Source organism: Nonomuraea sp. NPDC059007 (assembly GCF_042740555.1).
In the GTDB taxonomy this organism is placed as follows: Bacteria; Actinomycetota; Actinomycetes; order Streptosporangiales; family Streptosporangiaceae; genus Nonomuraea.
This window is the reverse complement of record NZ_JBHYJD010000022.1, coordinates 32,651-45,062: the sequence shown is the minus strand read 5'-3', so window position 1 is coordinate 45,062 and position 12,412 is coordinate 32,651. Positions and strand designations below refer to the sequence as shown.

12 protein-coding genes and 3 tRNA genes are annotated in these 12,412 nt (G+C 72.5%); 9 read left to right on the top strand and 6 right to left on the bottom strand.

Annotation, left to right across the window (positions count from 1 at the left end; genetic code table 11):
• Positions 1-9 precede the first annotated feature (9 nt).
• On the top strand, positions 10-1,167 hold the full coding sequence (locus tag ACFWY5_RS31835; protein WP_379636317.1) for a Rid family hydrolase: 1,158 nt from the start codon (positions 10-12) through the stop codon (positions 1,165-1,167).
• Positions 1,168-1,327: 160 nt separating this feature from the next.
• Here ACFWY5_RS31835 and hutH read toward each other — a convergent pair whose 3' ends face one another.
• Genes hutH through ACFWY5_RS31820 form a run of 3 tightly spaced genes read right to left on the bottom strand, consistent with a single transcriptional unit; the run spans position 1,328 to position 4,409 of the window.
• On the bottom strand, positions 1,328-2,878 hold the full coding sequence (hutH, locus tag ACFWY5_RS31830) for a histidine ammonia-lyase (RefSeq protein ID WP_379617245.1): 1,551 nt from the start codon (positions 2,876-2,878) through the stop codon (positions 1,328-1,330).
• Positions 2,879-2,894: 16 nt separating this feature from the next.
• Complete coding sequence (locus ACFWY5_RS31825; protein ID WP_379617243.1) at positions 2,895-3,608, bottom strand: ArsR/SmtB family transcription factor; 714 nt, start codon at positions 3,606-3,608, stop codon at positions 2,895-2,897.
• Between the two features lie 36 nt (positions 3,609-3,644).
• Positions 3,645-4,409: a class I SAM-dependent methyltransferase gene (locus ACFWY5_RS31820; RefSeq protein WP_379617241.1), complete on the bottom strand. Its 765-nt coding sequence runs from the start codon at positions 4,407-4,409 to the stop codon at positions 3,645-3,647.
• Positions 4,410-4,516: 107 nt separating this feature from the next.
• Between ACFWY5_RS31820 and ACFWY5_RS31815 the strand changes: the two genes are divergently transcribed.
• From ACFWY5_RS31815 to ACFWY5_RS31800, 4 genes are all read left to right on the top strand, one after another.
• Positions 4,517-5,044, top strand: a complete 528-nt coding sequence (locus tag ACFWY5_RS31815; RefSeq protein WP_379636316.1) for a CGNR zinc finger domain-containing protein — start codon at positions 4,517-4,519, stop codon at positions 5,042-5,044.
• A gap of 59 nt (positions 5,045-5,103) precedes the next feature.
• Positions 5,104-5,175: transfer RNA gene (locus ACFWY5_RS31810), tRNA-Gly, on the top strand.
• Positions 5,176-5,190: 15 nt separating this feature from the next.
• Positions 5,191-5,264 (top strand) — tRNA-Cys (locus tag ACFWY5_RS31805).
• Between the two features lie 12 nt (positions 5,265-5,276).
• Positions 5,277-5,351 (top strand) — tRNA-Val (locus ACFWY5_RS31800).
• Positions 5,352-5,401: 50 nt separating this feature from the next.
• Here ACFWY5_RS31800 and ACFWY5_RS31795 read toward each other — a convergent pair.
• From ACFWY5_RS31795 to ACFWY5_RS31785, 3 genes are read right to left on the bottom strand one after another with little or no spacing between them, the layout of a single operon-like run.
• Complete coding sequence (locus ACFWY5_RS31795) at positions 5,402-6,418, bottom strand: cation diffusion facilitator family transporter (protein ID WP_379636315.1); 1,017 nt, start codon at positions 6,416-6,418, stop codon at positions 5,402-5,404.
• A gap of 57 nt (positions 6,419-6,475) precedes the next feature.
• Positions 6,476-6,946 carry an SRPBCC family protein gene (locus ACFWY5_RS31790; RefSeq protein WP_379617235.1) on the bottom strand — a complete coding sequence of 157 codons (471 nt, stop codon included), beginning with the start codon at positions 6,944-6,946 and terminating at the stop codon, positions 6,476-6,478.
• Between the two features lie 47 nt (positions 6,947-6,993).
• Complete coding sequence (locus ACFWY5_RS31785; RefSeq protein ID WP_379617233.1) at positions 6,994-7,413, bottom strand: MerR family transcriptional regulator; 420 nt, start codon at positions 7,411-7,413, stop codon at positions 6,994-6,996.
• Between the two features lie 28 nt (positions 7,414-7,441).
• Between ACFWY5_RS31785 and ACFWY5_RS31780 the strand changes: the two genes are divergently transcribed.
• The 4 genes from ACFWY5_RS31780 (at position 7,442) to ACFWY5_RS31765 (ending at position 12,280) form a co-directional block, all read left to right on the top strand.
• On the top strand, positions 7,442-8,377 hold the full coding sequence (locus tag ACFWY5_RS31780; protein WP_379636314.1) for an NAD(P)/FAD-dependent oxidoreductase: 936 nt from the start codon (positions 7,442-7,444) through the stop codon (positions 8,375-8,377).
• Positions 8,378-8,382: 5 nt separating this feature from the next.
• Positions 8,383-9,717: an MFS transporter gene (locus tag ACFWY5_RS31775; protein ID WP_379636313.1), complete on the top strand. Its 1,335-nt coding sequence runs from the start codon at positions 8,383-8,385 to the stop codon at positions 9,715-9,717.
• Positions 9,718-9,977: 260 nt separating this feature from the next.
• Complete coding sequence (locus ACFWY5_RS31770) at positions 9,978-10,862, top strand: sulfotransferase family protein (RefSeq protein WP_379636312.1); 885 nt, start codon at positions 9,978-9,980, stop codon at positions 10,860-10,862.
• 62 nt (positions 10,863-10,924) lie between these two features.
• A complete protein-coding gene (locus ACFWY5_RS31765; RefSeq protein WP_379636311.1) occupies positions 10,925-12,280 on the top strand; it encodes an arylsulfatase in 1,356 nt (451 codons plus the stop codon).
• The last annotated feature ends 132 nt before the right edge of the window (positions 12,281-12,412 follow it).

Below are 12,412 nucleotides of genomic sequence, written 5' to 3'. Positions count from 1 at the left end.
AAGGGGAACATGATTGCTTTTCTTGGACAGGGGCGCATGGGCGTCCCCATGGCCCGGCGGCTTGAGGCGGCCGGGCACGAGGTGACCACGTGGCGGCGCGGGACCGGCACGCCGGTGGAGACGGCCGTCGAGGGCGCCTCGGTCGTCATCACGATGCTGCGCGACGGGCCCGCCGTGCTCGACGTGCTGAAGTCGGCCCTGCCGGGGCTGCGGCCGGACGCGATCGTGATCGAGATGTCCACGATCGGGCCGACGGCCGTCACGCGGGTGCGCGAGCTGCTGCCGTCCTCGGTGGGGCTGGTGGACGCGCCCGTGCTCGGCAGCGTGGGACCGGCCACCGACGGCACGCTGACGGTGCTGGCGGGCGGCGCGGTGGCACCGGTGCGCGAGGTGCTGTCCGTCTTCGGGACCGTGCGCGAGTGCGGGCCGCTGGGGTCGGGCGCGGCGCTGAAGCTCGCCGTCATGAGCGCGTTCCTGCCCGCGCAGGTGCTGCTCGCCGAGTCTCTCGCGTACGGCGAGGCGCACGGCGTCCCCCGCGAGGCGGTGCTGGACGTCCTGGCCGGCACCCCGCTCGGCGGCCTGTCGGAACGCCTGCGCGAGCCCGCGGCGGAGACCCGCTTCGCGCTCGGACTGGCCGCCAAGGACCTGGAGCTGGCCGCGTGGGAGGGCGGGACGCTGGCCACCGCCGCCCGCCTGCGCCTGCGCGCGGCCGAGGCGGCCGGGCTCGGCGACCGCGACGTGACCGCGATCGCGGAGCACGTCGGCGCGGGCCGGCCGTCCCGGGTCACGCCGGTCAACCCGCCGACCGTGCCCGCCACGAACGGCATGTACTCGCACGCGGTGCGGACCGGGGACACGCTGTACATCTCGGGACAGGCCGCGTTCGACGACGACGGGAACGTGGTGGCTCCCGGGGACATGGGGGCGCAGGCCGAGCACATCTTCTCGTGCCTGGAGCGGATTCTGGCCGATCAGGGGGCGGGGTTCGGGGACATCGCGTTCATCCGGTCGTACCTGACGGACATGTCGCAGGCTCCCGCCTACCGGGAGGTGCGCAAGCGCTACATCACGGGCACGCCGCCGGCCAGCACGACGGTGGAGGTGTCCCGGTTGTTCATGCCGGGGCTGGTGCTGGAGGTCGACGCGATCGTGGCGCTGCCCGGCTGAGCCAGCCTCAGGCGGCCGGCGGGACGTTCGTCACGGCGGGCCACCACCCCCGCTGGACGAGCGTCTCCCTGGACAGAGGGATCCACGTGCGGCGGGTGGGGGTGGCTGCGGCTTCGCCGTAACGGATGGGGGCTCTCAAAGAGAGCCGCAACGGGAGGCCTTAGGAGAGAGGACCCGTGACGGCCTCGGCGGCCGAGAGGAGGGCGCCGTCGGCGACGAGGCGGACGGTGGACTCGATCTCCGGGGCGAGGAAGCGGTCGGGGCCGGGGCCGGGGACCGCCTCGCGCAGTGCCGACACCACGGCGCCGGTCGCGGGGGCGGGCGTCAGCGGGGCGCGCAGGTCGAGGGCGCGGGCGGCGGTGAGGATCTCGATGGCCAGGACCCGCGTCAGGCCGTCCACCGACCTGCGCAGCTTGCGCGCGGCCGACCAGCCCATGGAGACGTGGTCCTCCTGCATGGCCGAGCTCGGGATCGAGTCGACGCTGGCCGGGACGGCCAGGCGCTTCATCTCGGAGACGATGGCGGCCTGCGTGTACTGGGCGATCATGTGGCCGGAGTCCACGCCGGGGTCGTCGGCGAGGAAGGCGGGCAGGCCGTGGTTGCGGGCCACGTCGAGGAAGCGGTCGGTGCGGCGCTCGGACATGGAGGCCACGTCGGCGGCGACGATGGCGAGGAAGTCGAGCGCGTAGGCGACGGGGGCGCCGTGGAAGTTGCCGTTGGACTCCACGCGGCCGTCGTCGAGCACGGCCGGGTTGTCGACGGCGCTGGCCAGCTCCCAGGTGGCGACGTTGGCGGCGTGCGCGACGGTGTCGCGGGCGGCGCCGGCGACCTGCGGGGCGCAGCGCAGGGAGTAGGCGTCCTGGACGCGGGCGCAGTTCTCGGGGTCGCGGTGGCTGGCCATGACGCCGGAGCCGGCCAGGATCCTGACCATGTTGGCGGCGGCGAGCGCCTGGCCGGGCTGGGGGCGCAGGGCCTGGAGCTCGGGGGCGAAGACGCGGTCGGTGCCGAGCAGCGCCTCCACGCTCATGGCCGCGCTCAGGTCGGCGGTCTTCAGCAGCCTGGACAGGTCGTCGATGGCCAGGACGAGCATGCCGAGCATGCCGTCGGTGCCGTTGATGAGGGCCAGGCCCTCCTTGGCGGCCAGTTCGACCGGTTCGATGCCGGCCTGCTTGAGCGCCTCGGCCGCCTGGGTGAGGTTGCCGGTGGAGTCGCGTACGACGCCTTCGCCCATCAGCGTCAGCGCCACGTGGGCCAGCGGCGCCAGGTCGCCCGAGCACCCCAGCGAGCCGAACTCGTGCACCACCGGCGTGATCCCCGCGCTCAGCAGCGCGGCGAGCGTCTTGGCCGTCATCGGGCGGATGCCGGTATGGCCGGTGGCCAGCGTGTGCAGGCGCAGCAGCATGAGGGCCCGCACGACCTCCGTCTCGACCTCGGGACCGCTGCCCGCGGCGTGCGAGCGCACGAGCGAGCGCTGCAGTTGCGCGCGCAGCGCGGGGTCGATGTGCCGCGTGGCCAGCGCGCCGAACCCGGTCGACACCCCGTAGGCGGGCGTCGGGCTCTCGGCTAGCTCGTCCACGCGCTGGCGGGCCGCGGAGATCGCCGCGATCGCGTCGTCGGTCAGGCGTACGGCGGCGCCGTCACGGGCCACGCGGATGACGTCCTCGAAGCTCAGCGGCTCGGGGCCGACGTTCACGACTACGTTGTCGCGCATGCTGCCACTCTCTCGTTTAAGGATGTTGGGTAACCGGCGTATGCGATGTTAGCTCCTTACCATCAAACAACTCCCTTCTGCCCTCTTCTGTCACGGTCACCGCGCGGGGGATGCTCCCGCGGGCGATCCAGCCCCGCTCGAACAACACGTCGGTCAGCGCGGCGCCGAGCGCTCCGCCCAGGTGGGCCCGCCGTTCCGTCCAGTCGAGGCAGTCGGGCGCGAACCTCCTGCGTGTCCTGCGCACCGCGTCCACGTCCACGCCGAGCAGCTTGAGCGCCCGCTCCCCCGCCGCGGTGAGCTCGCCGCCGTCGAGGTGCCCGTCGGCGCGCAACCGGTCCAGCAGCGCCACGCCCGCCCGGCCGGCCAGGTGGTCGTAGCACGTGCGGGCCTCCTCCAGCAGCCGCGCCTGGCGTGACTGCCGCAGCGACCGTACGGCGGGCCGCGCGCTGACCCGGGCCAGCACCTCCAGGACCTCGGCCACGTCGTGCCCGGCCAGGCGGTAGTAGCGGTGGCGGCCCTGGCTGACCACCTCCACGAGGCGGCCCTCCAGCAGCTTGGCCAGATGGGAACTGGCGGTGGCGGCGCTCACGCCGGCCAGCCTGGCCAGTTCCCCGGCCGCCAGGGCTCGGCCGTCGAGCAGCGCGTTGAGCATGGCGGCCCTGGTCGGGTCGGCGATGAGCGCGGCGACCGGTGCGATGTCGGCGTCGCGGGTGAGATGTTCTGCGGCCATGATGCGACGCTAACCCACCGACGTTTCGGCCCCGGTCTAAGCATCGGTGCTTTTCACCGCGCACAGGAGACGGTTGTTGCCGCGCTGCCACAGCGTTCCCACCTCGGCGAACCCGGCCGTGCGCAGGGCCCGCGCGTGCGTGGACAGGAGCTCGGACTCCTCCCCGTTGTGCGTGGTGCCCTGGTCGTGGCGGGCGGTGTTGAGCTCGGCCAGATCGGGGTCGGCGACGACGGCGCGCCACCACTCCTGCCAGTCCTCGGGCCGGTTCTCGCGGAAGCGGCGCTCGGTCTCCTTCTCGTGGATCGCGCGCTCCAGCTCGGCCAGGGCGGGGGTGGCGTCGTCGCTGTTGAGGTGGTCGCCATTGAGGAGCACGCCGCCCGGCCGCAGTACCCGGTGCACCTCGGCGTAGACGCCGGCCAGCTCGGAGCCGGTGATCCAGTGCAGCGCGGTCGTGCTGACCGCGGCGTCCGCGGGGCGGTCCAGGCCGAGCCCGTCGCTCCAGCCCCGGGCCCGCAGGTCCCGGGAGACGAAGGTCAGTCGCGGGTACGCGGCGCGGCCCAGGCCCAGCAGGAGCGGGTCGGCGTCGATGGAGATCACCGTGGCCTTGGGCAGGCGCTCAAGCAGGCGGGCCGAGAGCGAGCCGGGGCCGCAGCCGAGGTCCAGCACAAGGGGGTCGGGACGGCCGAGGGACTCAACGGCGTCGATCAGCGCGGTGAAGCGCTCCTCGCGGTCGGGCAGGTATCCGGCCTGCTGCAGGTCCCAGCGGTCGATCCATTGACGGGCGGCGTCATAGGTAAGCACAACCGGCTCCTTGTAACTGTCGTCTACACTTTGGATAGTCACAAGCTAATCGAGAGGTTGTAACCGGTCAAGTGAACTTCAACAGTCACACGGACAGTGTCACGCGGGTGACGGTGAGCTTCGTCAACGCGCTGACGCCCGGCATGCGGCGAGGACGTCCCTTCACGCCCGCCGTCCTGGACGAGGCCGCCACGGCCAGCGCCCGCGAGGTCTATCCGGCCCACCGGCCGTTCACCGCCCCGGAGGCGGAGGAGCTGGCGGGCGTGGCCGTACGGCTGCGCGCGGTCTTCGAAGCGGTGGCCGCCGAGGACAACGACACCGCCGCCGCCCGGCTCAACCGCCTGCTCGACGACCACAACGCCCGCCCCCGCCTCGACCGCCACGACGGCGAGCCGTGGCACCTGCACTTCCACGGCCCCGGCGGCACCGTGGCCGGCGACTGGGGCGCCAGTTGCTCGACGGCGCTGGCGATCGTGCTGGGCAGCGAGTTCGCCGACCGGCTCGGCGTGTGCACGGCGCCCGCCTGCGACCGTGTCTACGTGGACGTCTCCCGCAACGGCACCAAGCGCTTCTGCTCGACCGCGTGCCAGAACCGGGTGAAGACGGCCGCTTTCCGGGCCAGGGCGAAGAACTGAGTTGGGGGAGAGGGGGAAGATTCGCTACAGTTCTCTCGTCGCCGCCGATCGCGGCGGACGCGGAAGTGGCTCAGTGGTAGAGCATCACCTTGCCAAGGTGAGGGTCGCGGGTTCAAATCCCGTCTTCCGCTCTAGGCTTTCGGCTCGGTGGAGTGGCCGAGAGGCGAGGCAGCGGCCTGCAAAGCCGTCCACACGGGTTCGAATCCCGTCTCCACCTCCAGTTGAATAACCCGGACGATTAGCTCAGCGGGAGAGCGCTTCCCTGACACGGAAGAGGTCACTGGTTCAATCCCAGTATCGTCCACCAGCATTTTCCGGTCAGGCCAGCCCTGCGGGACAAGGCTCGGCTGAGCGCTTTCACCGGTGGGTGAGCAAGGGCGCGTGGTGGTCGGTGTCGGGTGGGCCGTCGGGGTCGGCGTGGACCGTTGCGGCCCTCAGGCGGGGCAGGTCGTGGATGAGGCGGTGTTCGGCCTCCACCGCCACCGCGTGGGCTTCGATCAGGGTCAGGTCGTGGCTGACCCTGATGTCCACCTCGGCGCGTAGCGTGTGGCCGATCCAGCGCAGGCGGACCGCGCCCACGCCTTTCACGCCGGGTACCGCGGTCAGGATCTGCTCGGCCTGGGTGATGAGGGCGGGGTCCACGGCGTCCATCAGGCGGTGGTAGATCTCCCTGGCGGCGTCGCGCAGGACGAAGCAGATCGCGACCGTGATGAGCAGGCCGACGATCGGGTCGGCCAGGGGGAAGCCCAGGGCGGCGCCTCCCGCGCTCAGCAGGACGGCCAGGGAGGTGAAGCCGTCGGTACGGGCGTGCAGGCCGTCGGCCACCAGCGCGGCCGAGCCGATTTCGCGGCCCACCCTGATGCGGTAGCGGGCCACCCACTCGTTGCCGATGAAGCCCACGATGCCGGCGGCGGCCACCAGGCCCAGGGCGCGGATGTCTTCGGGGGTGATCAGGCGTTTGATGGCCTCATAGGCGGCCAGTGCGGCTGAGGCGGCGATCAGGGTGACGATGATGATGCCGGCCAGGTCCTCGGCGCGGCCGTACCCGTAGGTGAAGCGGCGGGTGGCGGCGCGGCGGCCCAGGGAGAACGCGATCGCCAGCGGGACGGCGGTCAGGGCGTCGGCGAAGTTGTGCAGGGTGTCGCCGAGCAGGGCCACAGAACCCGACAGCGCGACGATGACGGCCTGGATGATTGCGGTGACCATGAGGACCGCGAAGGAGATGGCCAGCACCCGCATGCCACGGCTGCTGGACTCCAGAGCCGCGTCGGTTCTGCCGGCGGTGTCGTGGCTGTGGGGTTTGAGGAGGCTGCCCAGCTTCGACCGGGCGTGACCGTGTCCGTGGCCGTGGGGCGGGGGGCCGGGGTGCGTCATCGTGTCCCCTCTCGGTGGCCCCCGCATTATATATTCATGTACGCATGTAACAACGGATCAGGGCGGAGCCGGGTGGTGGTCGGAGACGGCGTTGAGTTCGATGCCGTGCTCCAGCAGGGCCTTCAGCGCGCACAACACCGTGGTGAAGCCGCCGACGGTGTCGTTGACCCACTGGATGGTGTCATCGCCAGAGCCCTGGAAACCGGTCTCGGTGACCTCGACGAACGTGCCGTCGGCGAGTGGGGTGAAGCGCATCTCCACCGTGGTCGGCTGCTCGTAGTTGCCCCACTCGAACCGGATCAGGCTCCCCTCCTGCACCGCCTTGACCCAGACCTGGACGCTCGCGCCGTACGTCTCCCACTCCCAGCGCAACTCCGCCCCCGGAAGCATGGGGCCGCTGCTCTTGGAGTACCACAGCCGCGTGGTGACGGCCGGGTCGGCGAAGGCCCGGAACGCCGTCTCGGCGGGCGCGCGGACGATCATGCACGCGTACGCGGCGGGGGCCTGGGTGAGCTGGAGAGTCTGCATGGCCAGGAGTGTGCCCCCATGGACCTGCTCGCCGTACCCCGGCACGTTCAAGAATTGCCCACGCAGTCGGAGAGGCCGACCGCGGTTTCCACCATGCGCCGGTAGTCCGGGCATTGGGTGAAGTCCTCCGCGCCGCATTCCATGAGGTGTTCGATCAGCCGCTTGGACGTCGTGATCTCCGCGAGCCGCCGCTCCAGGTCCGCGTGGTGCCGCTGGAGCAGCGTCCGGCGTTCGGCTCGGCCGGTGGCCGACAGGACCTCGCCGATCTGGTCGAGGCTCATGCCGCCGCCCTTGGCGCGGATGATCGTCATGACGCGGATGACGTGGTCACGGGTGTAGCGACGGCGGCCGTTCACGCGGGCGGCCGGGGTCAGCAGGCCCATCGCCTCCCAGTGCCGCAGGACGTGCGTCCCGAGACCGAAGCGGTCGGCCAGTTCCCCGATGCGCATGTCCTCGCTTGACTTCATGTTGACATTAACTTGCAGACTTTCCCGCATGTCAACCAACGACGTCGTCATCATCGGCGGCGGGCCGGCCGGGCTGGCCGCCGCCCTCACCCTCGGGCGGGCGCACCGCCGCGTGCTCCTGCTCGACGCCGGGCACGGCCGCAACGCCCCGGCCGAGGCCGTCCACAACTTCCTGACCAGGGACGGCACGCCGCCGGCCGCGTTGCGCGAGCTCGCCCGCGAGGAACTGTCCGCCTACCCGTCGGTCGAGATCCGGGAGGAGACGGTCATCGACGTCCGTCCCGGCTTCCGGGTGGAGTTGTCCGGCGGGGGAACGGCGGGCGCGCGCCGGCTCCTGCTGGCGACCGGCCTGTCCGACGACCTTCCCGGCCCGCCCGGCGCCGAGGCGCTGTGGGGGCGATCGGCCTTCCACTGCCCGTACTGCCACGGGTGGGAGGTCACGGGCCGGCCGGTCGCGGTGATCGGGGCCTCCCCCGCCCGGGTACGGCTGGCGCTGCAACTGAGCCGCTTCGCCGACGTGGCCCTGTGCACCGGCCGGGAACCACTCGACCCGGCCTCGCGGGCGAAGCTCCTGGCCCACGGCGTCACCGTGCGGGACGAGCGCATCGCCCGCCTGGAGGCGACGGGAGGTCAGCTGGAGCGGATCGTGTTCGAGGACGGCCCGCCGCTACCCAGGCAGGCGGTGTTCGTCGTCAACGTGGCGCGCAGGCACGAGACGGACCTGGCCGCCCTGCTGGGCTGCGCCACGTTCACCGACGGCTGCGTGGAGGTGAACGAGTTCGGCCGGACCAGCGTCCCGGGCGTCTACGCGGCGGGCGACACGGCGCGCAGGGCCACCGTCCCGGTCCCGCTGGCGGCGGTCATAGCCGCGGCGGCGAGCGGAACCGTCGCCGGCGCGGCCATCGACCAGGACCTGTTGAGCGCCGACTTCGGCCTGCCCGCGTTCGCGGCCCCGAAGGGCTGAGCGCGATGTCCGTATCCCTGACCCGGAAGGCGGGCAACGTCCCGCTGGCCACCGCCGGCCTGCTCCTGGGCATGCTGCTCTCGGTCCTGGACCAGACCGTGGTGGCCATAGCGCTGCCCGCCATCACCGCGGACCTGGGCGGCATGGACACGATCGGCTGGATCGTCACCTCCTACGTCCTGGCCTCGACCGCGACCGGCGCCCTCTACGGCCGCGTCAGCGACCGCTTCGGCCGGCGCACGGTGTTCCTGGTCGCGCTGGCCGTCTTCGCCGCCGGTTCCGTGCTGTCCGGCCTGGCCCAGACGACGCCCCAGCTGATAGCGGCCAGGACGCTCCAGGGCGTCGGGGCAGGCGCGTTGTTCGTGATCCCGGCGGTGGCCCTGTCCGAGCTGTATCCACGTCACCTGCGCAGCCGCGTCCAGGGCTTCACCGGCGGCGTGTTCGCCCTGGCCAGCGTGGGCGGCCCGCTGGCGGGCGGCCTGATCACCGACGCCGCGGGCTGGCGCTGGATCTTCTACGTCAACCTGCCGCTCGCCGCAGTCGCCATGGCCCTGACCGGGTACGCGCTGCGCCTGCCCAAGCCGGATGCCGCGGGCAGGCTCGACCTCGCCGGAGCGCTGCTGATCGCGGGCACCGCCGTCAGCCTGCTGCTGGTGACCGAGTCGCCCGCGGGCGCGGGGGCGGCCTTCGCGGTACTGCTGACGGTGTCGGTGTGGTGGCGGCGCCGCGCGCCCGACCCGATACTGCCTCCCCGGCTGTTCGCCGTCCCGGCGCTGCGCGTGGTCCTGCCCGCCACCGCCCTGCTCGGCGCGCTGCTCGGCGGCTCGCTCGTCTACCTGCCCACGTTCGTGCAGGCCGCCTACGGGATGGGCGCGACCGCGGCGGGGCTGGCGCTCACGCCGTACGTCCTGACGTTCACGGCGGTGTCGTTCGTGGCGGGCGCCCGGGTGGGGACCCGGTTCAAGCCGTTCCTGCTGGCCGGGGCGTTGATCGTGGTCCTGGGGTTCGTCCTGCTGAGCCGGATGGAACCCGGCACGCCCTATGCGCTGCTGGCCGTCACGCTCGGCGTGCTCGGCGCCGGGTTCGGGCTGCTGATGCAGAACCTGGTGGTCGTCGCGCAGAACGCCGCGGCCCCCGCCGACCTGGCCGCCACCACCTCGGCCACGATGACCGCGCGCGGCCTCGGCCTCTCGCTCGGCGTGGCCGTCTTCGGCGCCCTGCTCACCCGCGGGCTCGGGAGCAGCCCGCAGGCGACGGCCGCGGCCGTCCCCGAGGCTCTGGCCTGGGGGATACCCGCCGCCGTCGTCCTGGTCGCGCTCCTCGCGTTCCTGCCCCGCTAGATGTGCCGGAGGAACTCCGCCGTGTCCAGCAACCAGATCAGCCCCCACATCGCCACGACCCACAGATGACCGGATCCCCGCCCGGACCCACCCCAGGTCCGCATGTCCACCAGCCCCCTCGACGGTGCTATGCCGCCCAGTGTGCGCGCCTTTCCCCCCAAAGCGCGGCATGTCAGGAAAAGTGGTGAATGGCGGCAAGCCGAACACGTTCTCAGCCGGGGTTAACGCGTGGTTAACCGGCTCCCTCTACGGTGCCGGGCATGAACTGGAAGTACCGAGCGAACGCCACGCTCGAAGGCCTCACCGGGTACACGCTCTCGCGGGCCACCCGCGTGCCCCGCCCGGTGCCCCCGCCGAAGCCGCACCCCGCGCTGGTACGGCTGCCGGACGACGAGGTCAGGGGCCCCGCCGACCCGGCGCACGACCGGCTGCTGCGGGCTCCGGTCTTCCTGTTCTCGTCGGTTCGCTCGGGCTCGACGCTGCTGCGGGTCCTGCTCAACAGCCACTCGCTGATCCACTCCCCGATCGAGACGCACTTCCGCCGCGTGACGGCCGGCTTCCCCACCGATCCGGTACGGCAGGCCGTGGCCGCCCTCGGCCACACCCACAGCGACGTGGAGCACCTGATCTGGGACCGCCTCCTGCACCGGGAGCTGGCCCGCAGCGGCAAGCGGATCATGGTGGAGAAGACGCCGAGCAACGTCTTCGCCTGGCGGCGCATCGCCACCTGCTGGCCGGACGCCCGCTTCCTGTTCCTGCTGCGCCACCCGATGTCGATCGCGCAGTCCTGGCACGAGGCCGACCCGGACAACCGGCCGATGGACGAGGCGGTCAGCCGTACCCTCAACTACATGGTCTACCTGCAGGAGGCCCGCGAGCACCTGCCCGGTCTGACCGTCACCTACGAGGACCTGGTCGCCGAGCCGGGCCCGGTGCTGCGCAGGGTCTGCGACTTCCTGGAGGTCACCTGGGAGCCCGCCATGCTGGAGTACGGCTCGCGCGACCACGGCGGTTTCGTCAAGGGCATCGGCGACTGGCGGGACAAGGTCCGCACCGGCAGCGTGGTGGAGGGACGGCCGCTGCCGGCGCCGGACGAGGTTCCCGAGAAGCTCTGGGAGATCTGCCGCCGGTGGCGCTACCTGTGAGTTCGCCCGTGGTTCACGGGTCGTTGGCCCGGCGTTCCCCCACGGCCTCCAAGGTGTGCGACATGATCTCCGGGCCCTCTCGCCGCACCCTGCTCACCGGCGCCATGGCCGCCCCCTTCCTGGGCGGCCCGGCCACTCACGCGAGCGCAGGACCGCCCGCGCGGCCGAACGTGGTGGTGGTCCTCGCCGACGACCTGGGCTGGGGCGAGGTCGGCTTCCAGGGGCAGCGCACGATCACGACCCCGCACCTGGACCGGCTGGCGGCCGAGGGCGTGCGCTTCGAGGCGGCCTACTCGGGCGCGCCCCTGTGCGCGCCCTCGCGCTGCGCGCTGCTCACCGGGCTGCACGCCGGGCACGGAACGGTCAGGGAGAACCCGGAGGGCGGCCCCCAGCGCTCGCTCACCGACGCCGACCTGACGTTCGGCGGGGTGATGCAGCTGGCCGGGTACGACACCGCGTGCATCGGCAAGTGGGGTTTCGGCCCCGACCAGCCCGGCCAGCCCTCGCACCCCAACGAGCGGGGTTTCGGGGAGTTCTTCGGCTTCATCGGGCACCGAGCCGCGCACCGCTACTACCCGCAGCGGCTCTGGCACAACGACCGCACCGTGCCCTTGAACGGACGTTCCTACGCGCCCGACCTGTTCAGGGAGCGGGCCGTGCGCTTCATCAAGAAGGAGCGCGAGCGGCCGTTCCTGCTCTACTTCCCGACCACGCTGCCGCACTCCCCGAGCGTGGTGCCCGGCGGCGACGCGGGGCCGTACGAGGACCGGCCGTGGACCGGCCCGAACCGGCGGCACGCGGCGCAGGTCGGCCGGCTGGACGCGGACGTGGCCGCCCTGGTGCGGGCGCTGCGCGACAGCGGGCAGGCCGAGCGCACGGTGGTGCTGTTCACCAGCGACAACGGGCCGCACAGCGAGAAGGGCGTGACGCCCGCGCTGTTCGACTCCAACGGTCCCTTCCGCGGCGACAAGCGCGACCTGTACGAAGGCGGCATCCGGGTGCCGATGATCGCCTGGTCGCCGGGGGTGAAGGCGCGGGTGGAGCGGCGGCCGGTGGCGTTCTGGGACGTGCTGCCGACGCTGGCCCACCTCGCCGGGATGCCGGTGCCCGAGGGGCTGGACGGGGTGTCGCTGCGCGGCGCGCTGACCGGGGCGGGGGTGCCGAAGCGGCGGCAGCTGATCTGGAACCGGCCGCGCAAGATCCAGGCGATCCGGCGGGGGCGGTGGAAGGTGGTCAGGTTCGCGCCGGGCATCGCGGGGGCGGGGCCGGGCGGGCGGGTGGAGCTGTACGACCTGCGGGAGGATCCGGGCGAGCGGCGCGACCTCGCGGCCTCGCGGCCCGGCCTGGTCGCGGACCTGCTGGCCCGACTCGACGGCGCGATCGGGCCGGACCCGCGCCGGCCGTACGCACCGCTCTAGAACGCACCGCTCAGGGACGCACCGCTCAGGGACGCGCCGCCCTAGGACGCACCGCTCAGGGACGCACCCACGCAGGGACGCGCGCCCACAGGAAGACGCCCCCACAGGAAGACGCCCCCACAGGGAGACGCC